The sequence below is a fragment of the Furfurilactobacillus milii genome, assembly GCF_009863985.1.
In the GTDB taxonomy this organism is placed as follows: domain Bacteria; phylum Bacillota; class Bacilli; order Lactobacillales; family Lactobacillaceae; genus Furfurilactobacillus; species Furfurilactobacillus milii_A.
On the sequence record NZ_WEZT01000013.1, the window covers coordinates 1 to 24,513 of the forward strand.

A 24,513-nucleotide genomic window follows, 5' to 3' on the forward strand; every position below is an offset into this window, starting at 1 on the left:
GTAATCACTCCCTATATTGGTTGGAATTAGCTACTACCATTGTAAGTGATTGCTTTGGGCTTTTTAATTTCTGTTCGGATTAATTATAGAATTTGCCTTATCAAAAGACGTCTTATGTTTACTACAAAGTCTTTAGCATTCTCTATAAGAGTTTCTTCTTAGATAAACAAGGTAACCCATTGTTTGATAAAAATGGAAAGCCAACTAACATGGTCGCCAGAGCACTTGAAGAAGCAGATGAACATGTCATCCAAAGTGGTAATGCTCACGCTGGTAAGCCAATTCCATGGGATATCCAAACTGCGCAAAGTCAAAAAGATGCTGGGTTAATTGCAGGCGCTAATGGTCGAAGCTTTACTTTAAATGCCGATATGACCAATGGCGTTGACGCAAGTGGCAACATCATTCCGTACTCTGAGACGGATGTGCCAGCCACAGATAAAGATGGACAGGCAACGACTAAACCAGTTGAAACTTCAACGTTATTAAAGAATGCCGTCGATGCGACAAGTACGATCAGCAGCGATGATTTGGGTAGTAGTATCACAGACAGTAGTGAAATCAACAATGCCCAAAAAGTCATTCAAGATACGGTCAACTATGCTTACGTGCATGAAGAAGCCGTTGCCATTCCAGCTTATGAAGCCGGTTACGCCGCCGTACAAAGAGCCTTGCATCCAATTGTTAAGACTGGTGAAAGTCCGGTAGGCGATCCAACTGCGGATACGTATCGTTATGAAAATACCAGTACGGTAACGGATAAATTAACCCCTGTCTTAACAACAACGAATCCCGATGGGTCCACGGTATGGACAGTTCATTACAGTAATGCCGATGCGACGAATGCGGTCATTACCATTAAACGAAATGCCAATCCCAAAGCACCAGATTTAGGACAGATTACCAGCGTTCAGATCGAAATCGATAATGCGCGCACCGGTAACCAAGTCGCTAATGACGGCGGCTCAATGGCTGCCATTGGTCAGGATAGTAGTGGTCAAGTTGATTACACGAGTAAGTTGGCGAGTGCCACAGCTTTAGGCAATGGTGTTTTGGTCACCTATCCAAGTATGCAGATCAACAATAACGCCAAGGATGCGTCGAAGTTTACGAAGTTAGTTGTCATTGATAATGGTGATGGTTCATTCAGTTACCAGTTTATCCGTGACGCACAAAGTGAGATTACGACTGCTGTTACAGGTGATCAGACAACTAAAGATGGCACCAGTGCCGGTAACGTTTACCAAGCTGGTTGGGATTATCGTAAATCTTATGTCAGTGAGATCACACTTGTTCAACGAGTCGCAAAGACGGACTACAACGGTGTTAAAGATACGTCGGACAATACGACAAACCGTGTTGTGCCTGACCAGACCTATGCTGGTTTCTTTGGTAATGGAATCGTTGGTGGTAATCAAAGCTTTCTGCAAGTGGCACCGAATGCAGTTTATGGCAAGGATTACAACACCGTTTCACAGTCAGTGACCTTATTAGGCAAATCCACGGCAGCGGTTCAGATTGATGCCACCGGTAAGCTGACGTACACCGTCACGGACATCAATGGTAAACAATCGGCCACACAAGCAACAGGCACCTTAAATCCAGGTGATTCGGCCGTTACAATCCAGAACCAGGAAACCCCAAGTGACCAATTGAAACCGGGCTATAAGAATTCAGCGGTGGTGATTACTTATGCCAAGGATGGTTCCGTGAACGTCAGTGAGACTGGGCTTCAGACGGTCATGCAGAATAGTATTGAAGTGGATAACGATGGCAGTGCCACAACTGACACGACGCCAACACCTACCCCAGCACCAATGAACAATCGGGCAATTACCACGGCTTTGTTGGTCGAAACCGGTGGCACGAAACTGATGACGGCTACTGCGGAAGTCGGCAAAGGGAATACCACAGTTGAACCAGACTATATTTCTGAGACGTTAGTTGCCCTGAGTGATTTGAATCATAAAGGGGTTATCTTTAGTCCAGATACTAAGACTGGCAAAGACGGTGTCAGCAGCGTTTACAACGATACCAAGCAGACGAATACGAATGGTTTGGTATTTCAGGGCACGACACCAAATGTTCCAGATGACAAACAGACGCCCGATACGTATAAAGGTACTGCGACCAATACGACCACAACGATTCAGTATGTTGCAAGCAACGTTGAGAATGAAAAGACAGGCGTGACTGCCAATGTAGGTACAGACGCTAAAGGTGGTGCCAAAGTAGTCATCAACTTGAACGGTCAATCGACCTCCGTTGCCAAAGAGACGCCAGACACTAAAGATGCAGATGGAAAGACAATACCGGGTCTCAAAGTAAACGATACTAATACTGGATCAGAGATTTTTGACTGGTCCGGTTGGTACACCGCTCACCAAACTGATTTAAATAAGGCAGGTTGGACCTACGATGCGCAGAGTAACCAACTGACTTATGATCCAACGGATACTGCAAGTCAGCACACATTGCGTCAACAGCTTTACGGTAATGGATTTAATCCGAACTGGGTGAGTGACGAGATTGGTCAGGTCACGAGTCTTAAAGACCAGTATGGCGACGTCATGCATCTGTCGGTCAATAAGCAACAGCCTAACCGACAGACGGTGGAGAAGACGGTTAATCCTGCCACTGTCTTAAATAGTGATGGACAATCGTTCAAGATTACGACGGCTGATATCACTAAGGCAGCCAAAGATGAAAGCACACCGGGACTTACCGTCGAGCAGTTAAAGACGTTTGCCAATGGGAATTCTCGTTCGTTTACGACTGGACAAGTGACGTTACCAGATGGATTCAAGTCTATTACGGTGAATGCCGATGGTTCGATCACAGTGGTTTTAAAGCCTGACGTCAAGGCTGGGACCGTTACGCGAGCCCTGCCATTGTCGTTTATTACGGATGATGCCAGCACCGACGGGAATGTATTGAATACGACTGGTAATGATGCCGATGACAAGCCAGTTTCTAGTTTGACCTTGAACCTGACCTTACAGTCCGCTGATGAGATCAAGTACTATCTTAAAGGCACCACAACACCGGTGCCGGGTTCAGAGACGTTAGCGAAGTCAACGACTCCTGGCGTCGTTGGTGGCACATATTCCGAGACTGCACCAACGATTAGCGGCTATACGTTAACTAGCGACAAGACGGTTTCCGGTACCTATGGGAGCACACCAACAGATGTGATCTTCTACTACAAGGCTGATGCTAGCACGGTAACGGTCAACTACTACGTGAAGGGCACCACGACTAAGATTACCGACAGTAAAACCCTCAACGGGAACGTCGGTGACAGTTATACAAGTCAAGCCGCAACCGTAACTGGTTATACCTTGGTGGCGACCCCAACTAATGCCAGCGGTACTTATGCGGCAGGTGGTTCAACCGTGGATTACTATTACACCGTAGACTATAAAGCGGTACCTGTTACGCCAGCCGGTACGCCAATTACGGGCGTAACACCACCGACGGGCACGGGGACGCCGGGTGAACCGGTCAGTCCTAAAGGTGGGCTGCTGACTATTCCTGGTTACACCGTTACGAAGACACCAAATATACCGGATAAACCGGGTAATGTGAACGTTGTGTATACACCGCAGACTGAAACTGTCGTGGTGAACTATTACTTGCAAGGGACGACGACACCGATTACGAATTCAGTGACGTTGAGTGGTCCGTTTGGCAGTAGTTATCAAGCTGTACCTGCTAATGTGGCAGGGTATACGTTGGTTGCGACACCAAGCAATGCCAGTGAGACTTATGGTGTGACGAATGGTGCGGTCAATTATTACTACGTTGAGAACGTGACCGTGGTGCCAGTTGATCAGCATGGACACACGCTTCCGAATGTACCGGTGAAGCAAGTCACAGGGGTACCAGGACAGCAAGTACCAGTCAGTGAACTGCCACAAGTACCTGGCTATACGCCCGTGGTGACCGTGGTGACGATACCTGGGAAGCCAGCACAGGTTGAGGTAACTTATGTACCAGTTACTGTACCGACTGAAACGACGAAGCCAGTAGAACCGCAACAACCAAGTGCACCACAGCCAGTGGCAACACCGATTAAAGTAGCGATGCCGGAGACGATAACGCCGCAAAAGACTGCACCAGCCGTTGTCCACGCAGTAACTAAAGTGACTCAGCCAGTTCAAAAGTCTCAATCGGCTTCTGAAACTGACAAACCAGTGACATTACCGCACACTGGTGAGCGGGACTCACTGTTGATGGCGATTGCGGGAATTAGTTTGATGGTAAGTGGTTTTATCTTTATTGGCGTCCGAAAGTACCGTCAAAATTAGTTAAAAAGTTAGAAATCATGATCGAAAAAGACGATGTCAGAAATTGAAGGTGAGTAACTTCAATTTCTGACATCGTCTTTGATTTTCTGGAAGTATTCGACTGTTTTTAAAACATCAGCCGGTTTAATGAGTTTGATTTAAGAATAACTATTTAGAGGATCGATTAAGAGCATGAATTAACGCGTCAATGCGTCCATTACGATTTGAGAAAATGTCAGCTGTTTCGAATTGTCGCCAATTTTCCTCTTGATAATATTTAAGTGTGCCGTCTAATCCACGTTTTATGAGCTGTTCTTTAAACTCTTTTGGCGCAGTTGGAGATTCAAGGATTCTCTTAATATCGAGTTGTTTTTGTTCTTCTTGATGAGTCATAATCGTGACCTCCACGTTCAGCCAGTTTCATCAAATAAGGGTTTGAATATTATTTATAAAATTCATCTAGTGAATGACCTTCAGAAGGACCTGTTGAAAAAATATCTCCAATGTCGCGCTGTCGGCGGTTTTCTTCCTGGTAATATTTAAGCGTGCCCTCTATGCCACGTTTCCTGAGCTGATCCTTTAGTTCTTTTGGAGTAGTAGGTGAATCCATAAGCCTTTTTAACTCGATTTGTTGTTTTTCATTTTTTGTCATAGTGAAAATTTCCTCCGCGATTACTTAACCCCATCAAATAGGCGTTTGAATGACGTTAACCCAGTGTCATTGTAATAAGTTGTGAGCACTAATTCAATATCCGGCAATTGTAAAAACTCCCTTACTCTTGGCTTATACTCAGCCCTCACATAATTCTGGTCAATCATATTAGACTTAAAGTAGAAAGCAAAGTGACTCAACTTTAACAGAGTTAAGTTTAAGTCAGAGTTCTTAGTCGCGAATTCTCGTATAATTTGCTTTAGCGTCTCATCGTCTAAATTTGAATAGTAAACACCCTGCAAAATTCTTTGATAGCCTTGAATCGAGTAAATAAGGCTACTTCTTACTTCTTTATTATAGTAATTTGAAGCTTCAAGAGTGTAGACATTTTGTTTATCCTTTAACAGCAACTTAACGTTTTCAACCGAATCTTTATAGGATTTTTGTGCCAAGTTGAGTTGAATGAGCGCAATAATAATGCCGGCAATAGTGACAATTGAAACTAATGGATTTAAGAAAATGGTGAAGTAATGCAAAAAAGCAACTAAAAAGGCGACCTTTTTATTCAGTGCTGAGATAGCCGATAAGAAAAAGATTATCACAGCTGTTATTGCGGCAACAAGCAATAGGTAGATTGTAAAATTAATCCGAACGCTGTTCGGACAAAAAAGATCAGCTTCCTTTAAAATGGTGTTTACCACAAACCCATCTTTTAGGAGCTGATCTGACAAAAGATCAGCTCCTAAAAAATGGGTTTGTGGTAAACACCATTTTAAAGGAAGCTGATCTTTTTTGTCCGAACAGCGTTCGGATTAATTTTACAATCTACCATATGCAAAACGGTGACCTCCAAAATTATTCTGAAGGTCACAGTTTTGTGATGCGTTGTTATTTTTTCTGTTCGTTTTGTTTGTCATGCCAATAGTTGTACAGATTATACAGACCAATCAGCAATAACATGAATCCAAACGCCCCACTGGCTAATTGCTTGTCCCAGATGCCAAAGGCTAACAGAAAAATACCACCAGCCAAAAAGGATAATGCGTCACGTAATGTTTTACTCATAAATACCTCGTTTAATGGCTTATTTGACGATGTATACCCGATCGTGAATGAGGTCGAACCGGCTAAAATTGCGATTCAAAGGTTCACTTTCCGTCAGATCAGCGTTTTGCCAGAATACCTTAGAGTCGGTGGCACCATTTTGTTCACCAATGACGATGAACTCAGGTTGGTTTTTCAGCTGGCGAATTTTCTGAAGGACTTGCCAGTCGATATCTTGACCATCTGGCGACCAGGACATGACAATAGCACTGACTTGATCACCGTACTTTTCGATGGCACTGAGCGCATCGAGTTGTTCAATCTCGGTCACGGGGTGCTTACCGGTTTCGTTTTCTTTCGTCCAGTCCTTGGAGTCGGTAGTGAAAATCTGTTGTGAAGGTTGCTTGTCCCGCAGTCCCTTTGAGATATAGCCGTTACCGGCCATGAGTTCGAGCGTTGGGCGACCATCGAGATATTGACTCAGGTCGTTAACAAACGGCGCGGAGATGTAAGCCCACATGCCATACGTATCTTCGAAGTAGTCGCGGAAGTTCCGAAGGGCAGCGTCCAAACGTGGCAGGGCGTTGGAAAATGCATTCCACACCTTGTCGCCACGTTTGTCACCAATCGGATATTGCTTCAAGACATGCTGATAAACGGTGTCCTGGAAGTTGTCTGGCAACAATAGTTCCGGCAGCGGCTGCGGTAACAGTCCGCGCGACAACAACCGGTCAGCTTCCAATACCTGATTGATCAGAAAGACAGCTTCACCCAAACCGTTAAATTGGTCCCGAAATTGGTTCATTTCGGCAATATAATCGTTGTGCGCACCAGCGTCGGGGCGTAAGCCATTTGCATCCGTTGAAGGAGCTGCTTTACGTTTGGGTTGCTGTTGAACCTGACGCTTAAGTTTGCGAAGTTGTTTTGGATTCATACACGGTTGCCTTTCTATTCTTTTTCGTCATCATAACCAAGATCAAGTTCTTCTTGGTGATCAATTGGAACATCTGGACGGCGTGTTTGCCGACCATGAAGATAGCCTTCAATTAATTGGTACACTTCATAACGGTCTTGGCTGCTTAGTGTTTCGCCGTTAAACGTCAACCGTTTGCCAGAGAGAAATAGGCGGCCTAAATCATATTCATCCAGTTCCGTTTTTCCAGTTAGGTAATCCAGCGAGACGTCAAAGAATTCGGAAAGTTTGCGCACTTCAATGTAGGAAGGGGTCCGAATGCCACGCTCCCAATTACCAATTTGTGAAGCAGTGTTCGGCTTTTCGTTTGGTGAGAGGTTCTGACTCAGTGCGTCCGCCAATTGGTCCAGTGTGATGTGACGACCACGGCGGATAGCACGTAAACGTTCAGGGAACATATTCTCACTTCCTTTCTACAGAGATTGTATGATCTTCGATCCACTTTAATAGTACTGCATAGACTCGCTCATGGTCGCGTTCGTTGAGAATTTCGTGGCGCATGTGCGGCCATAATTTGAGCGTCACGTCGGTAAAGCCCGCTCGTTTTAGCGAACGGACATGACGGCGTGGTCCCAAACTGAAGCCGCCAACGGGATCTTCTTTACCACTGGTGAATAGAATTGGCAGTTGTTTGGGGATGCCCTGATGCCATTGTCGTTTGGTCGACAAAGTTGTCATCCGAAACAGCACGGAGAAACCATTATTAGTGAAGGTGAAACCAGACAACGGATCATTGTTGTAACGATGAACGTTGTCGTGATTTTCCGATAACCACTGAAAGGGTGAATCCTCAGGGAACCGTTTGGCATAAGCACCGAAGGCCAGTCTATCCAGCGTGTGATTAGGTCGGCGGGGCGCAAAGTTGTTGAGGACGGCCACTATGGGTCTGATCACGGCTAGGATCGGATGAGCAACGGCCGAGCCAATCACAACGGCTGCGTCTACCCAGCTACCATATTGCGTTAAGAATAATTGGACCATCATGGCACCCATGGAATGGCCGACGATGACATGCGGTAGACCAGGATAGTCGTGGCGTAGCCGTTTAGTCAGGGTAAACTCATCATTAATGAGATGTTCAATCGGCTGTTGTTTGCCAAAGTATCCGAGTGGCGAATGGCCGACTGAATGGCCATGACCCAGATGATTATCGCCAGCCACGACCCAACCGTGAGCATTGAGAAATTCCGCAAACGGTTGATAGCGGTCGATGTGCTCCGCCATACCGTGCACAATTTGAATGGTACCGACGGGCTGCTGATCATCTGGCGTCCAGATGCGGGCTTCCAGTTCGTGCCGGCGGTCTGTGGATGGAAATGAAAACGCAGTGACTGACATGATAACCTCCTTGAGTCATGTGGATTTTGGGTTGAAATTCCGCTTACGGTTGTCAACAGTGACACGCTCGCCGTGGGACCGGTTCAAGCCCGCAAGTTCACGGTCTTTCACCTCGCCGCCAAGCCTCGTGAGAATCCGAGTCTTGGCGGCCGTCCGTAACCTAAATTCGGACAAACCACCGAATTAACGTTACCTTAACGGCTCGGTATCACTGTTGACACCCTTCAGCTAAGATTGCAACTACAACCTTGATTTAATTAAATCGAATTCGCAATGGTTGTTAATGGTCTGTCGATGATCCAGTTAACTGTTACATAAGTGGAGATGGGCGGAGACAGGCGGAGACAGAGTTCCGTGTAAACAGTACTAAATGGCGAGATTTTGGCCATTTAGTACTGTGGGACGAGTTCTGAGACGGTTTGTGGCTCAGAATCGAGGTCGAAAACCCAGCGGGGTTGAGACCGGTCCTCATGGAACGGCGTCTCAGCACATCGTAACGGCATATAAAACTGTTTGAATTTAGTGAACCAAGTCGTCGGAGAGTTTGAGGAACTCGTCAATGTCTTTCTTAACCAGATCCGCTCCCGACTGCCAGAAGTCCGGTTTGGTAAGATCAACGTCGAGGTGCTTCTTAGCGAGGTCTTCCGTCGACATGTTTGCTGTGTCGCGTAAGAGGGAGATGTACTGGTCCTCAAAGTTTCCACCGCTTGCCTGAGCCTTCGCGTAAATACCAAGACTGAAGAGGTAACCGAACGTGTAAGGAAAGTTGTAGAACGGTATTTCATCGATATAGAAATGTAACTTGCTGGCCCAGAAGTGTGGATGATACGTGCCAAGGTGGTCAGAGAAGGCCCACTTTTGAGCGGCTAACATCAAAGCATCCATCCGTTCAGGGGTCACTTGTCCGTTTAATCGTTCTTTGTAGAAGTTCGTTTCAAACAGGTAGCGGGCGCGGATATTCATGAACATGGCGACGGGATTATTCATCTTGGTGTCTAACAGGTTGATCTTTTCACCAACACTGGTGGCAGATTTAACGTTAGCGTCAGCCACAACCAGTTCAGCGAACGTTGAAGCCGTTTCGGCAACGTTCATTGCGTAACTGCGGCGCATTTCTGGCAGGTCTTTGACGACACTGTAATGGAAAGCGTGGCCAATCTCGTGGGCGACCGATGAAGCATCGTCGGGTGTGCCAGTGTAGGTTAAGAAAATTCGTGATTCTTGGCGTTCCGGGATTTCTTCCATGTAGCCACCAGGTTGCTTGCCAGGGCGGTCTTCGACTTCAATCCATTGGTTGTCAAACGCGGTTTGGGCAAGATCCGCCATCTTAGGACTGAACTTACGGAAGTTAGTGACGATGAAGTCAGCCGCATGATCGTAGTCAATCGCTTTGCTTTCATAACCGTCGACCATAATTGGTGCGGTTTGATCCTGCCAGTCATACGTTTGTTTGCCCAGCAAGGCTGCCTTACGATCCATGTAAGGGATGAACATGCCCTTGTTAGCTTCAACAACATTCCACATTGCCTTCAATGTTTGGCGGCTCATGCGGTTCAATTCCAATGGGTGTTTCAAGAAATCATCGGTACCGTGCAGCTTGTAGTTCTGCAAACGGAAGCCAGCTAAATGGTTCAACGTGTCGCCGACAACGGCTTCTTGGCTGCCCCACGCCTTTTCATAAGCTGACATGATGTTCTTACGTGTGTTGTTGTCAGGCGCACCAGTCAGCTGATTTAGCGCTTGACCCGCGGAAAGGGTCTGCGTTTTACCATTGTCATCGGTGTACGGTACGCTGATTTGTGAGGCGATGGTGTCGTAATGTGTGCTCCAACCAGTAAAGCCATCGATTGCCAGTTTATTAATAATACTTTCGGATTTTTCATCCAGTTGTTCAGCTGCTAATTTGCGGTCCTCGGTGAGGTTAAAGGCAATGTCCTTGAAGTCTGGCAGAGCAATCAGTGTCTTAAAGTCATCGTCATTAATCTCGGCCAATTTTTTGCCAAACGAAATTTCCAGATCCTTAAACGTACTGAATGCTTCGCTGACTTGTGCCAATTTGGGACCAATTGCGGTATTGTTGAAATCTGCGGACTGGTGGGCGGTCCAGAATACGTTGAGTTCCATTAAACCGTTGATATCTGTTTCCCGGTGCTTCAAATAATCGGACAGACCGTGGTATGCTGGTGCATCCTTCGCAAGGTCAAGGGCGGCCAATTCAGTTGCCAGCGTACCAAGATCTTGGTTTAATTCCTTTAAACGTGCGTTTGCCTGCGGTGAATCGTAACCACCAGGGAAAATGTTTTCCAAATTCCAGTTCTGTTTGTACTTCATGAAATCCCTCCGTTTACCAACAATGTTACCGCTATTATACCAGTCCTGGTGCACAAACGCCCGTTGTGTCAGGTGAGGAATCGTGTTAAAGTTAGACAATTAGAGCAGGGGGTTAACTAATGGCTAAACATCAGATGCGTCATAGCGGTCAGCCAGTAAAAAAACATCACCGCGTGTTGTGGATCACACTAATTGTGGTCGTTTTATTGCTGGTTGGTGGGTTACTTGGCGCTGGCTCATACTTCTTTCAAGTCGCCGAAGTGCGCAGTCACAAGGCCTTTATCAATAATGCAGCAATGAAAAAAAATGATCCTTTATATCAAAAGGATCAGTGGTTCCGTCAACAGAAGAAACAGCGGTGGACCATCACTGGTCAACCAGGCAACCTTAAATTAGTCGCTAACTACTTACCGGCGGCTCAGAAGACCAACAAAACGGTAGTTATTGCCCACGGATTCGGTGGCAACAAAGAAAAGATGTCCGCTTATGGGACGATGTTTCACGACCTCGGCTTCAATGTCTTAATTCCTGATGATCGGGCCGCTGGTCAATCACAGGGTAAATACATTGGCTACGGTTGGTTGGATCGAAAAGATTATTTGAAATGGATTAATTTAGTTATTGAAAAGAACGGACAAGACAGCCAGATACTGATGGACGGTGTTTCTATGGGCGGTGCGACAACCATGATGGTCAGTGGCGAACGCAATGTGCCTAAGCAGGTAAAAGCCTACATTGAAGATTGTGGTTACACTTCCGTGAAGGATGAAATTAATTATCAGGCGAAGTCGATGTATGGCATTCCGTCATGGCCGCTGGTACCTATCGTGAGTGCGATCAGTCAGGTGCGCGCCGGATATAATTACACGGAAGCCAGTTCAGTGAACGCCGTCAAACGCAATCAGCGACCGATGCTATTCATTCATGGTAGCAAGGATACGTTTGTGCCGACAAAGATGGTTTACCAAAACTACAAGGCTGCCGCTGGTCCAAAGGAATTGTGGGTCGTTAAGGGTGCTAAACACGCAGCCTCGTTTAAACATGATCCGGCAGTCTATCAACAACATGTAGAGGCGTTTTTAAATCGATATTTTAAGTGAATAGATACGCTTTTCTGAAATTAAAAAGATCCTGATTACGTGAATTATGGCGTATGGTCAGGATCTTTATTTGTAGTCTAAGATGCGTGATAGATTTAAATTTCTAGCTTTTGAATATTTTCCTGACGTGTAATCTGGTTTGATTAATTTATTGTGCCTCTGTATGTCGTGCGTATGTCGCGTTGCAATAAGTTGTGCATACAATTTATCTAATTTAACGATAAAATTTATATTGTACCTTAAGTGGAAATTCGATAAACTGATAATACTGTTTATCTTGTTTATTTTCGGACAATAATACTTGGCTTTCGTACATATCGTATTTGCAGAGGGTATTTTGACACGCAAAGAAGAAAGGATTCGTTAAGCCAATAATATTGGTCAATTTTGAACAATATTAGCAGAGATTTCGCACATATCACAATAGGAGGAAATATTATGACACACAAACAGTTACTGATTGTTCCAGCAGTGTTGCTGGCAGCACTCTTAACGGCTTGCTCAACGAAATCAGGTCAGAGTTCACCATCACATGGTGATGAGGTAACAATTCAATCGGGTACCTATGTTCGTCCGAGTGACGTTTCAGCGCCGACTAAGGGACATGCCTATCTCGCTTTGAAGCTAAAGGTGAAAAATAATGGCAAAGCGCAAACGTTGATGGGTGATGAAGACTTTGCTTTACGGGATTCAAAAAAGAACAAGGTTAAGCCCACAATGGTTACCAGTTCTGGCGATGGCGACTCTTTTGAAACAATTAGTACTGAAAAGTTGCATCATGGTGCAACGACAACGGGTTATATCGTGTTTAATGTTGACAAGAGTAAGAAATACACACTTGAGTTAACACCAACGACCGATAGCGGCAAAGAGGAGTCAACGACCAAACTTGCCATGTCGCCGAAGAAGTATAAGGATAAGACGGCTGAGCCCAAAAAAGCTTTACAGGCTTATATATCAGAAGTGTTCTTAAATAAAAAGAATTTAGACTATGATAAGTTAGTTGCTAATAATGCAAAAACTGACAAGCAACAGTATCAAAGTGCTACCCGAAAGTATCTTGAAGATGCCTTCGATGCCCAAATTACGGATGATGCGTCAAATAAAATGATTAGTGACATTCAAGATGTGAATGGTAAAAAAGCTCGTGCCGTTTATGCTATTAAGTCAGTCACGCCAAATAGTGCGGAGATTACAGTGACGCCAATTGTGCTTAAGTTAACATCTTTGTCTGAGGTTATTGATAACGTTCAGAGCTCAGCTCAGGATGCAGTTGATCAAAGCAATGAGGACGATGACGAAGCAGATGATAGCGAAAGTCTTTCACCAGATGACGTAGAGGCTGGCGCAAAAAATGCAGTTTATGAAAAATTTCCTGAGTTATTAACCAAGTTGCCAATTCGCCAAGCGGATGATTCAGATATCAAAATGACAAAGTTAACCATAAGTGGAAGTTCGATACATCAGATGACGAATTCAAATCATTGATGCAAGATTATACCGGTGAATCGTACTAGATTCAGTTAGGAATACGTAAGAATTAGCGGATTAGTTAGCGACAAAAGTTGCATAAATAATATGCAAATGCCCTTATGAGCATTATCATTACATACGTGATGGTGATGCTCATTTGTTTCAATAAAGTTTTGCAAACGGAATGGAGAAACGGATGTTTACAAAGACAAAAATACGAGACCACGAACAGGATGTTGATTACGTGATACGGACTGTCATTGGCCAACGTTTTTTCGGATTTTGGAATGTTCTTAATTTGGATGATGGTTCAACCGTGGCCGTCAGTATCTTTAGTGATTTTTTGTATTTATTATTCCCAGCTTTTAGTTCTCGCTTACCCCTTTCTGGAAGGATTGTACACGGCAATAAGTTGATTTTGCCACCTAGAAATTATTATATGTATTATGGTTATACAACAAGCGGTTTTGGAGACCGGTATATAGCAAATTTATTATGGTTACCAATCACTCTTTTAGCAATTTCAATAGTCACAAGATTAAATACTGCCTTTCAAGCAGTAGCGGTGATTTTTTGCACATTGACCATTGTTTATTTTGTATGCAATCTATGCATTAATCACGCGTATGACACGCAATTTTTCTTTCAGACAAAAATTATTGTGACGCCCGTAAGAACCAAAAAATGGTATCAGGACTGGCGAACGCTGCTTCAAATTGGAGTCTTAGGCGGTCAAATAGCTGCTTGTACGTTGCTGACGCCTTACGGGCTGAGTGTCGCCACATTGATCTATGGTGTGATTGTCGCAATCGTTATGTTGACGGTCAGTTTGACAATGCCGCCGAAACAAATTTGCATTCAAAAAAGAGAGTACGTATGGACACAGCCCGGAGAATCGACAAGATATTGGTAGGTTAATTTGTGTAAACATCAGTTTTAATTAGCAATAATCCAAGATATTTATAATGAAGCCAAGCAGGATACAGATGGTCACGAAGTTTCGCTGGACTTTGAAGTGTTGGTATCAATAAGCTTTCATCCAATTGATGTCGCTGTTTCAACGCCGGAGGTTGTGACGTATAATAATGCAACCGATGAATTAAAAGAAAAGAACTGGAATTTGCCATTAATTGGCACGTTGGCAGTGGCGTTTATTGGAACAGTCGCGTTAGGGATACTGATTGTTAGTGTGCCAGAAATTGGTGCAGTGTTACTCAAAGCAATGGGGTCTTTGATGGCTTTAGCGAGTGCATAATAATTGTTTAAAAAGAATTGCATTAGTGAAAGAGATGGACAAAGTGATTTGTTCATCTTTTCTTGCTACTAGGAGGATATATGCTTCTTTGTCTAGTTTTGTTTGTGTTTTCTATGATCCTAGCAATAATTTGGCTTGTTGTTTTTAGATTGGATCATAAAAAAACGAAAAAGGACTTTGCTTCTTTTTCTCAAGAGAATGAATTGAAGTCGGATTTGACATACTTTGAATATGACAAGGCGATTACTGATAAGACCTTCAATAAAGCACAAAAAATACTTGGTAGAAGTTACTTGCTGTTGGTCGTTAGTATTGTCACTTTGCTGATAATAACTGTATTTTTTTGGCAGGCGCCCAACATATACTTTTTGCTTCTACTCATTGTTGATTTACTGATAGTGATTACATCATTTATTGCTTGGAAATTGCACCTTGTTGGTTTACATGCCAAAATCAAATACAATCAGGAACATCCAAAGGAGAAGGCAATATTTGTCGGCAAACCCAATGTGCTGATTGAGCGAGGGTGGGTTTTAATTTTTTCCGGACTTTCTGGGCTCTTGTTTGGAATAGATTTAGTTTTACTTTACATTGACTTCGCAAATTGATTTACTTTTCTTCTTGGGTCTATGCCAAGTCTTGATGATCTTGCCATTTGAAGTACATGAATGTGATGATTATAGTTTTTGGATTTAAAGTCAGACATAGTATCAAGATTTGCTATTAATGTCGCTTGGAAGCTGATTGAAAGGGCCAGAAACTAGATGATAACTTCTAATATGATGTTTTTAATTTTACTAATGATATTTCTTCTAACGTTCTACATATTGGAAGTAGTTCTTGAAAATCATAGAATAGCTAATTTCCTTCATGAAAAGAGAATTTACAATGTAAAGGTTAATGCGTACAGGAGAAAACTAGGTAGAGATTCAAGGTCATCAAAAAGGCTAGCAATTTTGGCGGCAATGTCTGTAGTTCTAGTTTTAATTAGCTTCGTGGTTTCAGTGTGGCTTGTTTTTTTCAATTCTTTTGTTGACGTTCAATTTTTAATCAATCTTCTTCAGTCCGTAAACGTAATAGCTGTATTGACTATGCTGAGTATCTATTTTGCAAATCAGTATCAATTTCATTACAAGGTAAAACAGCTTAATACAAAAAATGAAGAAAAAGAATATCGATTGACTGGAAGGTTTATCTCGCTCAAATTAGTTTTCTATGTTTTGTGGCTAGCAGTTTTATTTGGTTGTTGGCGATACTTTTTCAGTTAATCCATGGCCTAACCGTTGAAAAGTACGTGCTGGGTTTAAATGATGAATCGTCATTAACGACATTCATACTTTTGATTTGGAAGTGATCTTAATGATATACATATACTTAAGTCTTTTTATATTAGCAATGGTATTTGCTATTACATGGAATGCTATTTTTTATGTGAACCGTCGAAAGACAAGAATAGAATTTGCTCGATTTGCAAAGATGCAAAATCTAACATCCTCATTGAGTTACAAAAAATATGATCGACAAGCGATCTCTAAAATATTCACTAATGTTAAAAAATGCCTGTCTATTTTTTAATATCGATATTTATAGTGCTTATACTTGCATTGATTTCAGCAACATTTCTCTTCAGTTCTCCATTTTGGTTTGGAATATGTTTGTTAATTATTGATGTATCAATGATGTTTGGCGCCATTTGTGAATGGATGATACAGATGGAAAGCGTCCGTGCAAAAGTGGAATATAATCGTCAACATAGTGGTGAGCCAGATATATTCGTTCCTCAAACGACTCAATTGATTTCTAAAGGTTGGGTATTGATTTTACCGGTTTTGGCAGCAATATCTTTGGGCATCGACATCTTTCTGCTTTTTATGAGTATTCCGTATTAACGCGGCAACCGTGAAAACGTCAAGGCCGGGTTAAAACGGTAGTTATCATTCAAATCAGCGATTCCCTGATTTTCGATTTGTAAGCATTTGCGCAGTGGGATAGAAGGAGTCTTGACACATGGTTTTAGCTGTCATACAAATGGCCGTAATTCTAACTTTAGTGGTATCTCAGCTGATAGAACAAAGAAAGCGCAAAAAAAATGAGGAAACTCATGGACTAAAACGGCAAACGACGTATGCATATTACAGGTTGCTAAAAAGGAAACTTCCAGACAAAACCTCAAGATGGTTACGCTTTATTTTCGTATTTTGTGGTGTTGCCGGCATAGCCTTTATTGCTATCAATTGGCTTTTAATGATTACCAATGTTGCTTGGGGTCTGGGCCGTGCAATGCTCACTTTTGGTGACGTGTTTTTCCTGTTTGCTTTCTTGCTCATCTATTGTGGGTATCGTTTGCACGCGGTGAAATACATTAGACAACACGAAAACAACGCTTCCAAAACTTTTTTCTTCACAGTCAAGCCAGAGCAAATTTTGATCGAGATGATCTTTTATATCCTTTTTTTGCTTCCCCCATTAGTGTTGATTGCACTCCAAGTTGTCGATTTCCTGAATTAAACGAACTTAGGTTTAAAAAGATAAAATGCCCGCAGAAAAAGAGGGATAAAATCGAATATTTTAATTTTCTCGTGATTAATGCTCTAGTGGTGGCACTCTATCTGTTTCTTTGGGTAGCCATCGACCAACATTTGATCAGTCAGCACAATCGTAAACACAAAGCTCAAAAACAAACTGTGCGAGAATACTACAAGAAAATAAAGACGCTTGCTTCTCGACCAGTGTTTTCAATGTTTAGTAGACTGGCAAAGGTTTTAAGGATTTTGCTTGTTTTGTCAGTGGCAGTTGGCTTCCTTTTGCTTGACGCGCCGATGTCTGTACTTGTGGTGTGGGGATTATCAATTAATCTATTACTAATCGCGTATTTTGTAATCAGTTGGATAAACAGAACAAGGTTACGTAAAGCTGCAAGTACTATAACCACCGAGAGTATCTTTATTGAACCAGAAGCGTTGATTACAGCAGAATTCTTGGGAGAGATTGTGATTATCGTCTGTTTTTCGATTCTTATTCTGGCCTATTGATACGGTCAAAAATTTATTGTTAGTTTGAACGACAGTGAGTTTTCACGAAAAAAGAGCACCATGAACATCAGCGAGAGTTGGTGTTCATGGTGCTCTTTTTACAAAGAAAAAGGCCACTTTGTTTTCAAAGTAGTAAGGCATTTAAGCTAACTGATACTTAGTCCCACGGGATCGACCAGACATTTTAACCGAGTGAGCATCAACGAGTTGCCTCAGTGTACGTTCGATCGTTTTCTGACTGTATTGAGGGACTGCATTCATAATTTGCTGCTTGTTAATGGGGATGAGTGCTTCTTGAAGAGCATTCATCACTAGTAATTGTGGCGTGAGGCGTTTGGGCTTAGTGGTTGAACGTGAATCGCGTTTAGGTGTGATTTTTTCGAAGTCAGTTGGTAAGGGCGTTAGCCGATCGTGAAAATCTCGATATGTCTGGAGAACAACACTCAGGAAAAAATTGATAAAGGGACCATAATTATTGCTGTTCTCCGACCAACCAACGGTGCTCTCTTGCAAGATAGCGTAGTAAGCGTCTTTTTGTTCTTCAATTAATTTTTCCAAACTGATGAATTGGCCGACTGTAAAACCAGCTCGCGATAACGTTAATAGCATCAGTAGGCGAGACATTCGACCATTACCGTCTCGAAATGGATGAATGGTCACGAAATCAAATGTAAATGCGGCGCAAAGTAATAGGACGGGCAATTTGCTTTGGTCGACCGTCCCTGAAAATTGTTGACATAATTCATCAACTAAATTTGGGGTCAAATGCGCGGCCGGTGGATTGAAACGGACAGTGGTCTCGCCATTTTCAGTGGTTTCAAGAACTTGATTATTAATATCTTTGAAATGACCGCCCCATGAATCTTCAGTGAGGCGAAAAAGGTGTTTATGAAGTGTAAGGATATTTGAAGTAGTGAGATTGATTTCTCGAAAATTGGTGTGAATGAGATTTAAAACATCTCGATAGCCAGAAATCTCAGCTTCAGATCGATTTTGTGGCGTCGTTGTTTGGGATACTAGTTTTTTAAGACGTGTTTGACTGGTGTAAATGCCTTCAATTCGATTGGAAGCATCCGTACTTTCAATCTTCGCAACCTTGGTCATTCTTGTCATGACAGCCGGATTCTTTAAACGAAGGTTGGCCATTTGACCACGAAGCTCATAAATTTGGTTCATTTTATTGACCATTTCAGGGGTTAAAACGAGGTTATTGAGTGTGTCGTAATCAAATTTTTTCATAATCGCCCTTTCTTTATCTATGTCATTTTATGCTAATTGACATCGAAAGTACGAGAAAAGACCACTGATTTTAGTGGTCTTTTCTCGTAGCGATTATGCTATTTAAGCGGACTGAATAAAATTGCCTGTAACCCAACAATACTAATCACCGTTACGACATAATTCCACCAGGGAATCCGAATAACGGTCCGGTGTGTGCGTGGGGCATTCTCGGTAAAACCGTGTGACGTCATGGCTTCAGCGAGATTCTCCGACCAGTTAAGAGCGGCGACGATTGACTTGAAAAGCAACTGTGGTGACCAGAAGTGAAGATCGATGCCACGCATTTGTGCGCTGGCACGGATGATTTTAACTTCACTGCGAATCTTTGGCACAAAGTTAAAGGCACCAAGCATGCCATAGACAAACGTTGTGGGAATGTGTGCGTTTTGCTCAAGTGAGGCTAGCGTCTTTTCTGTTGTTGTGGAGAAGGTGAATAATCCGCCAAGAAAAGCATACGCATAAATCCGCGTTGCCATTACCCAGGCAAAATGGACGCTCTGAGCCGTTGAAAAGTAACGGATGGAGAACCAGATGCCGACTGCTGGAATTAAGGGAACAAGCAGCAATCGAACATAAGAGAGAAGCGGTGCACGATGCCACAACATGACCAAAACAGAAATAGTGATGATAACGACGTTTGCCCAAATGACTGAAGTGAAGGAGATTTCTACACCGACAAAGAATACAAGACATAATAAAATTGTTGGATTCATAGGCGTGCCTCGTAACTAAGTTGATGGTTGTTCAGATGAAGATGATAGTCTGCATATTGACTGACATCAGTGAGTTGATGTGTAATCATCAACACTGTATGATGCTCTTCCGTTACAGCATGACGTAATAGTTTAAGGATGGTGTGAGCGGAAACCAAGTCTAGCCCAGTCAGCGGTTCATCTAACAACAGTGTGGGGACATCCATAATCAACATCAGTAAGACCTGTAATTTTTTCTTTTGCCCTTCGCTTAATGAGTAAACGACCTGATCATCGCGACCAGATAAATCTAGTGAAGCCAATGTCGCGTTAATACGATTTTGCGTCCAAGCTGCGGTTTGCTGATATTTAAGGCTGAGCGCAATTTCTTCCGCTACGGTAATGGTCAGAAACTGACTTGCGGCTTGTTGAAAGACGAGAGCAACGTGTTGCGCGTATTTTCGGGCGCGCAGTTTGCTGATTTCCTGACCTTGCCATTGGAGAGAACCGGTGTAAGTTTGTAATTTCACCAGTGCATCAAACAGCGTTGATTTGCCCGTGCCGTTTGCCCCAGTGAGCACAACGAATTTGCCTTGGGGGATGTTCAGGCTGGCATCGTGAATCAGTGGTGTTTGGTGGCTCACTGTGAAGCTATCTAGCGTGAACTCAGGCGATAGTTCAGCGGCTGGTAGGGCAATGGGCGCAGGCTGATGTTGGCGCTGTTCAAAAGCGGCGAATCTTGTCTGTGCTTCACCAGCGTCAGCTTGATGGACTTGGTGACGTTCACCGTCAAAAATATACAGTTGATCAATGAGTGGTTCATAATCGGATAAATCGTGGTCTGCGACAATGATTGTTTTATGGTATTTTTTCACTAATGTGGTCAGTTGCGTTAACAGAAATAAACGTGCATCTGGGTCAATGTTGGCAAACGGCTCGTCTAATAGGATGACCTCAGCGTTCAGCGCGACAATCACAGCAAGGGAGACCTTTTGTTGCTCTCCACCGGATAATGAGGTGAACTTTCGGTCAGCGAAATCCGTGACGCCGGCAAACGTCAGTGCGTCATTAACCCGAGCGTCCATTAAGTCGGCGGGAACTTGCAAGTTTTCAAGCGTAAAAATTAACTCATTGCGTGGCGTTTCCATCGCAAATTGTTGACTTGGATTCTGGAACATCATCGCAACCACTTGAGCGCGTTTGGAAGCTGGCAAATCGACTACTGGCTGATCATTAACTGTGATAGTTCCGGTCGCTTCGCCCATAAAAGCGGGATATAATCCGACAATCAGTTTGAGCAGCGTGGACTTTCCAGTGCCAGACGGACCCGTCAGCAGGTTAAAGGTGCCGTCATCAAACGCTAAGTTTTGGTGCTCAATGACCGGCGGTAATGTGGTTTCATAGTGAAATGTAACATCGTTCAAATTAATCTTTGACATGCAGACAAGCTCTTTTTCTTAAGAATTAGCGGTGCTTATTAGGCGTGACGACGGTCTAATAAATGTGACCGGTCAAGCAGCTTTGTGACTGCAGAAACCAGCAGGGCGCCGAAGACCCACATGGAAATGAAGCGGGTGATAAACAAGGCGACAATCATCCACGGATGATAAGCGGCGTAACCGGAACGAACCAAGTCCCAAGCAAACGTCACGATCGCGGTCGTCAGGGCAGATAGCGATAAACTTGCCATGTCATAACGGCGGTACAGGGTGAACGTAAATCCAAGTTCCGACCCGAAACCTTGAACAAAACCAGAAATCAGTGTACTTGGGCCCCATTGACCCCCGATAATGGCTTCAACGGCTGAGGCGAGAAGCTCGCCAATCGTTGCTGCACCAACCTTTTGCAACATGAATGCTGCCAGCGGACCGGCCATCGTCCACAGGCCCAACAGAATGTCGTTTGCAAACGGCGCCATACCAAGTGGCGTTAGAGCTAGTGTCAGTCCGTTGTACAGAAAGCCTGTGACAAAGAAAATAATCCCCATAAAAATGGATGTAATGGTGATCAAAATGACATCGCGTAAATGCCACCGGTTAGAATGTGCTGCTTTTTGTTGCATTGTCTTTCCCTCCGTGTTGAGGATGCTGCTTGCCCGCAAAATAACCCGATGATTGCAAAAAAAGACCTCTCACAATCGTCGAGCCTGATGTGAGAGGTCGTATTTCCGTATTGTAAATAACCCGTTTTTACACGGATTCCGGTTACGTATCTCCCTTCGCCGGTATTAACCGGATCAGGTTCAATGGGTTTTATCTCAGCCAAATGGCACCCCAGATATAATGTTATTACGCAATTATCTTAGCTGAAACCGGTTCATATTTCAAATGAAACCTTAGTGAGAAGTTGACCGCTGGCGTTTGAAAACAAGTTTATGTTTAGTCAGCAAACAAACGTAGTGATTAATTAGCGTGAGCGGCGAACGGCTAAAATGGCTCCACCGATGATTGGCACAATAATGACGCCGGCAATCATTTCCGCAATTCCATTGACGCCAACCAGTGATAATAAAATCCACGTGAAGGTGCCACTGTGTGGAATTCCGGGAAAGTAGATGTGGAACATCACGATGGTAATCCATGAGAAAACAACAACTAATGCCGTGTTGGTAAATGAAGCCATGAAGCCTGACAAAGTTAATGCCCAACCACGATGTTGTCGTTTGACCGCCAATTCTTGAAAAATGTACCCAACGACGATTCCAATCATCACTCGTGGCAAAATCGCGGTGACAGGATTACGAAATAGAAAGGCACCGAGATTGTAGACTGTCGTCCAAGCCTGAATGAGTGACGCTAGGCCCCAGACGCCACCGATAAGACCGCCCCACCATGGACCCATGACAATTGCGGCAATTGCAACGGTAAACTGAATGATTGAAATTTGAATGCCCAGTGCAGTGAGTCCCAAGGGAATGTAACCTAAAAAGGGCACCAAAACCTGAACAATGATAATCGCAATAAACAACGCAGCCAACACGAGGTTGCGGGTATTTGTGCTTGAACTTGATTTCATATGGTTAGCCTCTCGGATAAAAGTTTAGTCCTCAGTCGTTGATGAACAGTCTAGTCGAGCAGGACACGAATGCCCATGACGATGTTATAAAACCACAATACTAATGATGCAAGACCAAATGCTCCAATAAAAAGGAGTGTTAACCAACCCATCCCAGCGTTTGGTCCGATGGTTAGGCCGTAAACAGCCACGAAGAAGAAAATTCCGAAAGCCATCAGTGTTGGCAATAACTGTGTCCAGAAGGCACGTGCGGCATGTGTTGTTACATCGCGTTGACCAGCGGCTGCAATCCAAACAACTAGTGGAAATAAAACGGGTAGAAATAGAATGCTTAGGTAACTGAGGGCACTTAAAATTTTATGTGTCATGATACCGCTCCTGTATTGATAAAATTAATACTTTTATTTTACGCTATCCCGTGTGATCACGCCAAAAGTTTTGTTCAGAATTGACCGTCTACGAGATAGTGGAGCACTGGCGACTACGGCCGTCAATATTGATATGCTCCGCCGTGGGACCGGTTCAAGCCTTCTGAAAACCAAAGTCTTTCACCTCGCCACAAAGCCTCGTGGAAACCCGAGTCTCTGCGACCGTCCCAACCTAAATTCGGAAAACCACCGAATTAACGTTACCTTCACGGTTCGGTATCAATATTGACGCCTACGTCTAACGTGGTCGAAATTTCTGCATGGACGGCATTTAATTCCCGGCGCCGTTTTTCTTGAAATTTCTTGTTGGTATTTTAGCGCTTCACTAGCGAAGTGAAGCTGATTGAAAACAGAGTTCCGTGTCGACAACACTTAGCGGCATGAACTGGGGCCGCTTAGTGTTGTGGGACGACTTCTGAGACGAACTGTGGCTCAGAATCGAAGGTGAAAACTGCTGGTTTTGCAGGTTGAACCTGATCCCATGGAACGGCGTTTTCAATCGGCGTAACGGCGGTGAGCTGTTTAAAGCTACAGTTTCATAGGAAGATGTGCGAGAAAAAACGACTCCGCCAATTGAGGGGGAGTCGTTTCGGATATTTAATATCGCACAAGGCAATGTTAGTTAATTTTAGTGTTTGGCGAACAAGTTTGTTAACAAGTCCATGAAGTGGGCGAGGTAACGTTCCTTGTCGACATCCACAGCAACCTTCATGTTGGTTGTTGGGTCGTTCAAACGTGCAGTGTCACCGATTGTACGGCCAACATCGGCAGGGTTAGCTGGGTCATCATGAGTAACTTTCATGTTCAAATCGATCAACTTAGCATAGCTAGGATCGATGGCAACACCAACGGCCAATGGGTCATGAATGGCACAACCGTTTTTGTCGATGTCCAAGTTGTAGTAAGCGTCGATGTAGTAGTCGGTAATGTCGGCATACTTTTCACCGGCAACTGTACCTAAGTCACGCCATTGTTGTGTTTCTTTCTTCGTTAACAATGTCCGCAGCGTAACATCCAAGCCAACCATTGTGGACTTCAATGGTGAACGGAAGACACGGTCGGCAGCGGCTGGATCTTGGTTAATGTTAGCTTCCGTGAAGGCCGTAACGTTACCAGGAACTGTCAAAGCACCACCCATAAAGGTCATGTTACCAATTAACTTGGCGATTTCAGGGTCCTTAGTGATGGCTGCATCCAAGTTGGTTTGTGGGCCAGTTGGAACCAGAATCAAGTTGTCACCATATTTGTGAGCAGCGTCGATGATGAAATCAACTGCTCCTTCGGATTCAACGGCACGTTTTGCCTTTGGTACCTTAACTTCACCAATTCCGTTGACACCGTGAATCTTTTGACTGATTTCCATCACGTCAAAGTGATCCGTGGTGCTTGAATGTGATTCACCCAAGAAGACAGGCACATCAGTGGCACCCAGTAATTCCAATAGATCCAGTGAGTTTTCAGCTGATTTATCAACCAGTACGTTTCCGTATGATGAAACGATCCCAATCAGATCAACTTCTGGTGAAGCAACCGCATAAGCAATAGCCAGGGCATCGTCAACACCAGTGTCCAAATCAAGAATCATTTTCTTTGTAGCCATCTTGTAACCC

24 protein-coding genes and 1 riboswitch are annotated in these 24,513 nt (G+C 43.7%); of the genes, 9 read left to right on the forward strand and 15 right to left on the reverse strand.

Annotated features, from left to right (window positions below; translation table 11 throughout):
• Positions 1 to 92: 92 nt before the first annotated feature.
• A complete protein-coding gene (locus GB992_RS07045) occupies positions 93 to 4,310 on the forward strand; it encodes a MucBP domain-containing protein (protein ID WP_161001803.1) in 4,218 nt (1,405 codons plus the stop codon).
• 147 nt (positions 4,311 to 4,457) lie between these two features.
• Here the strand turns inward: GB992_RS07045 and GB992_RS07050 are convergent, their stop codons facing one another.
• The 8 genes from GB992_RS07050 to GB992_RS07080 form a co-directional block, all read right to left on the reverse strand.
• On the reverse strand, positions 4,458 to 4,682 hold the full coding sequence (locus GB992_RS07050; protein ID WP_017261535.1) for a hypothetical protein: 225 nt from the start codon (positions 4,680 to 4,682) through the stop codon (positions 4,458 to 4,460).
• Between the two features lie 49 nt (positions 4,683 to 4,731).
• Positions 4,732 to 4,941: a hypothetical protein gene (locus GB992_RS07055; protein ID WP_161001804.1), complete on the reverse strand. Its 210-nt coding sequence runs from the start codon at positions 4,939 to 4,941 to the stop codon at positions 4,732 to 4,734.
• Positions 4,942 to 4,961: 20 nt separating this feature from the next.
• Positions 4,962 to 5,672 carry a hypothetical protein gene (locus GB992_RS11630; RefSeq protein ID WP_162855650.1) on the reverse strand — a complete coding sequence of 237 codons (711 nt, stop codon included), beginning with the start codon at positions 5,670 to 5,672 and terminating at the stop codon, positions 4,962 to 4,964.
• A gap of 157 nt (positions 5,673 to 5,829) precedes the next feature.
• The gene (locus tag GB992_RS07060) at positions 5,830 to 6,006 is read right to left on the reverse strand and encodes a hypothetical protein (protein WP_161001805.1); all 177 of its coding nucleotides are present in this window, start codon (positions 6,004 to 6,006) and stop codon (positions 5,830 to 5,832) included.
• A 19-nt stretch (positions 6,007 to 6,025) separates the two neighbouring features.
• Positions 6,026 to 6,919: an SAM-dependent methyltransferase gene (locus tag GB992_RS07065; protein ID WP_161001806.1), complete on the reverse strand. Its 894-nt coding sequence runs from the start codon at positions 6,917 to 6,919 to the stop codon at positions 6,026 to 6,028.
• Between the two features lie 14 nt (positions 6,920 to 6,933).
• The gene (locus tag GB992_RS07070; RefSeq protein ID WP_017261531.1) at positions 6,934 to 7,356 is read right to left on the reverse strand and encodes a helix-turn-helix domain-containing protein; all 423 of its coding nucleotides are present in this window, start codon (positions 7,354 to 7,356) and stop codon (positions 6,934 to 6,936) included.
• A 4-nt stretch (positions 7,357 to 7,360) separates the two neighbouring features.
• On the reverse strand, positions 7,361 to 8,296 hold the full coding sequence (locus GB992_RS07075; RefSeq protein WP_161001807.1) for an alpha/beta fold hydrolase: 936 nt from the start codon (positions 8,294 to 8,296) through the stop codon (positions 7,361 to 7,363).
• Between the two features lie 519 nt (positions 8,297 to 8,815).
• Positions 8,816 to 10,627, reverse strand: a complete 1,812-nt coding sequence (locus GB992_RS07080) for a M3 family oligoendopeptidase (protein ID WP_161001808.1) — start codon at positions 10,625 to 10,627, stop codon at positions 8,816 to 8,818.
• A gap of 119 nt (positions 10,628 to 10,746) precedes the next feature.
• Between GB992_RS07080 and GB992_RS07085 the strand changes: the two genes are divergently transcribed.
• The 8 genes from GB992_RS07085 to GB992_RS07120 all read left to right on the forward strand — a co-directional run bounded on the left by GB992_RS07085 (position 10,747) and on the right by GB992_RS07120 (position 17,487).
• The gene (locus tag GB992_RS07085; RefSeq protein ID WP_431188830.1) at positions 10,747 to 11,727 is read left to right on the forward strand and encodes an alpha/beta hydrolase; all 981 of its coding nucleotides are present in this window, start codon (positions 10,747 to 10,749) and stop codon (positions 11,725 to 11,727) included.
• Between the two features lie 438 nt (positions 11,728 to 12,165).
• Positions 12,166 to 13,215 (forward strand): DUF5105 domain-containing protein, encoded by a 1,050-nt coding sequence (locus GB992_RS07090; RefSeq protein WP_161001809.1) that lies wholly within the window; start codon positions 12,166 to 12,168, stop codon positions 13,213 to 13,215.
• A 181-nt stretch (positions 13,216 to 13,396) separates the two neighbouring features.
• Positions 13,397 to 14,113 carry a hypothetical protein gene (locus GB992_RS07095; RefSeq protein ID WP_161001810.1) on the forward strand — a complete coding sequence of 239 codons (717 nt, stop codon included), beginning with the start codon at positions 13,397 to 13,399 and terminating at the stop codon, positions 14,111 to 14,113.
• Positions 14,114 to 14,272: 159 nt separating this feature from the next.
• Positions 14,273 to 14,455: a hypothetical protein gene (locus GB992_RS07100; protein WP_161001811.1), complete on the forward strand. Its 183-nt coding sequence runs from the start codon at positions 14,273 to 14,275 to the stop codon at positions 14,453 to 14,455.
• A gap of 80 nt (positions 14,456 to 14,535) precedes the next feature.
• The gene (locus GB992_RS07105; RefSeq protein WP_161001812.1) at positions 14,536 to 15,063 is read left to right on the forward strand and encodes a hypothetical protein; all 528 of its coding nucleotides are present in this window, start codon (positions 14,536 to 14,538) and stop codon (positions 15,061 to 15,063) included.
• Positions 15,064 to 16,167: 1,104 nt separating this feature from the next.
• On the forward strand, positions 16,168 to 16,344 hold the full coding sequence (locus GB992_RS07110; protein WP_161001813.1) for a hypothetical protein: 177 nt from the start codon (positions 16,168 to 16,170) through the stop codon (positions 16,342 to 16,344).
• 118 nt (positions 16,345 to 16,462) lie between these two features.
• Complete coding sequence (locus tag GB992_RS07115) at positions 16,463 to 16,963, forward strand: hypothetical protein (RefSeq protein ID WP_161001814.1); 501 nt, start codon at positions 16,463 to 16,465, stop codon at positions 16,961 to 16,963.
• An 86-nt stretch (positions 16,964 to 17,049) separates the two neighbouring features.
• On the forward strand, positions 17,050 to 17,487 hold the full coding sequence (locus GB992_RS07120) for a hypothetical protein (RefSeq protein WP_161001815.1): 438 nt from the start codon (positions 17,050 to 17,052) through the stop codon (positions 17,485 to 17,487).
• A gap of 141 nt (positions 17,488 to 17,628) precedes the next feature.
• Here GB992_RS07120 and GB992_RS07125 read toward each other — a convergent pair whose 3' ends face one another.
• The 7 genes from GB992_RS07125 to GB992_RS07155 form a co-directional block, all read right to left on the reverse strand.
• On the reverse strand, positions 17,629 to 18,726 hold the full coding sequence (locus GB992_RS07125) for a Fic family protein (RefSeq protein WP_161001816.1): 1,098 nt from the start codon (positions 18,724 to 18,726) through the stop codon (positions 17,629 to 17,631).
• A gap of 98 nt (positions 18,727 to 18,824) precedes the next feature.
• Complete coding sequence (locus GB992_RS07130) at positions 18,825 to 19,481, reverse strand: energy-coupling factor transporter transmembrane component T family protein (protein WP_161001817.1); 657 nt, start codon at positions 19,479 to 19,481, stop codon at positions 18,825 to 18,827.
• Positions 19,478 to 20,899 (reverse strand): ABC transporter ATP-binding protein, encoded by a 1,422-nt coding sequence (locus tag GB992_RS07135; RefSeq protein WP_161001818.1) that lies wholly within the window; start codon positions 20,897 to 20,899, stop codon positions 19,478 to 19,480. The genes GB992_RS07130 and GB992_RS07135 overlap by 4 nt, the downstream gene beginning before the upstream one ends.
• Positions 20,900 to 20,937: 38 nt before the next feature.
• A complete protein-coding gene (locus tag GB992_RS07140; RefSeq protein ID WP_161001819.1) occupies positions 20,938 to 21,522 on the reverse strand; it encodes an ECF transporter S component in 585 nt (194 codons plus the stop codon).
• Between the two features lie 134 nt (positions 21,523 to 21,656).
• Positions 21,657 to 21,746, reverse strand: a riboswitch (TPP riboswitch).
• A gap of 120 nt (positions 21,747 to 21,866) precedes the next feature.
• A complete protein-coding gene (locus GB992_RS07145) occupies positions 21,867 to 22,475 on the reverse strand; it encodes an ECF transporter S component (protein WP_161001820.1) in 609 nt (202 codons plus the stop codon).
• 50 nt (positions 22,476 to 22,525) lie between these two features.
• The gene (locus GB992_RS07150) at positions 22,526 to 22,843 is read right to left on the reverse strand and encodes a magnetosome magnetite crystal formation protein family (protein WP_017261522.1); all 318 of its coding nucleotides are present in this window, start codon (positions 22,841 to 22,843) and stop codon (positions 22,526 to 22,528) included.
• Between the two features lie 688 nt (positions 22,844 to 23,531).
• Complete coding sequence (locus GB992_RS07155) at positions 23,532 to 24,503, reverse strand: nucleoside hydrolase (protein WP_161001821.1); 972 nt, start codon at positions 24,501 to 24,503, stop codon at positions 23,532 to 23,534.
• Between the last annotated feature and the right edge of the window lie 10 nt (positions 24,504 to 24,513).

Coding starts and splice junctions, on each gene's coding strand:
- GB992_RS07050 (WP_017261535.1), bottom strand. CDS start 4,682: ATGACTCATCAAGAAGAACAAAAACAACTCGATATTAAGAGAATCCTT.
- GB992_RS07055 (WP_161001804.1), bottom strand. CDS start 4,941: ATGACAAAAAATGAAAAACAACAAATCGAGTTAAAAAGGCTTATGGAT.
- GB992_RS07060 (WP_161001805.1), bottom strand. CDS start 6,006: ATGAGTAAAACATTACGTGACGCATTATCCTTTTTGGCTGGTGGTATT.
- GB992_RS07065 (WP_161001806.1), bottom strand. CDS start 6,919: ATGAATCCAAAACAACTTCGCAAACTTAAGCGTCAGGTTCAACAGCAA.
- GB992_RS07070 (WP_017261531.1), bottom strand. CDS start 7,356: ATGTTCCCTGAACGTTTACGTGCTATCCGCCGTGGTCGTCACATCACA.
- GB992_RS07075 (WP_161001807.1), bottom strand. CDS start 8,296: ATGTCAGTCACTGCGTTTTCATTTCCATCCACAGACCGCCGGCACGAA.
- GB992_RS07080 (WP_161001808.1), bottom strand. CDS start 10,627: ATGAAGTACAAACAGAACTGGAATTTGGAAAACATTTTCCCTGGTGGT.
- GB992_RS07085 (WP_431188830.1), top strand. CDS start 10,747: ATGGCTAAACATCAGATGCGTCATAGCGGTCAGCCAGTAAAAAAACAT.
- GB992_RS07090 (WP_161001809.1), top strand. CDS start 12,166: ATGACACACAAACAGTTACTGATTGTTCCAGCAGTGTTGCTGGCAGCA.
- GB992_RS07095 (WP_161001810.1), top strand. CDS start 13,397: ATGTTTACAAAGACAAAAATACGAGACCACGAACAGGATGTTGATTAC.
- GB992_RS07105 (WP_161001812.1), top strand. CDS start 14,536: ATGCTTCTTTGTCTAGTTTTGTTTGTGTTTTCTATGATCCTAGCAATA.
- GB992_RS07110 (WP_161001813.1), top strand. CDS start 16,168: ATGGAAAGCGTCCGTGCAAAAGTGGAATATAATCGTCAACATAGTGGT.
- GB992_RS07115 (WP_161001814.1), top strand. CDS start 16,463: ATGGTTTTAGCTGTCATACAAATGGCCGTAATTCTAACTTTAGTGGTA.
- GB992_RS07125 (WP_161001816.1), bottom strand. CDS start 18,726: ATGAAAAAATTTGATTACGACACACTCAATAACCTCGTTTTAACCCCT.
- GB992_RS07130 (WP_161001817.1), bottom strand. CDS start 19,481: ATGAATCCAACAATTTTATTATGTCTTGTATTCTTTGTCGGTGTAGAA.
- GB992_RS07135 (WP_161001818.1), bottom strand. CDS start 20,899: ATGTCAAAGATTAATTTGAACGATGTTACATTTCACTATGAAACCACA.
- GB992_RS07140 (WP_161001819.1), bottom strand. CDS start 21,522: ATGCAACAAAAAGCAGCACATTCTAACCGGTGGCATTTACGCGATGTC.
- GB992_RS07145 (WP_161001820.1), bottom strand. CDS start 22,475: ATGAAATCAAGTTCAAGCACAAATACCCGCAACCTCGTGTTGGCTGCG.
- GB992_RS07150 (WP_017261522.1), bottom strand. CDS start 22,843: ATGACACATAAAATTTTAAGTGCCCTCAGTTACCTAAGCATTCTATTT.
- GB992_RS07155 (WP_161001821.1), bottom strand. CDS start 24,503: ATGGCTACAAAGAAAATGATTCTTGATTTGGACACTGGTGTTGACGAT.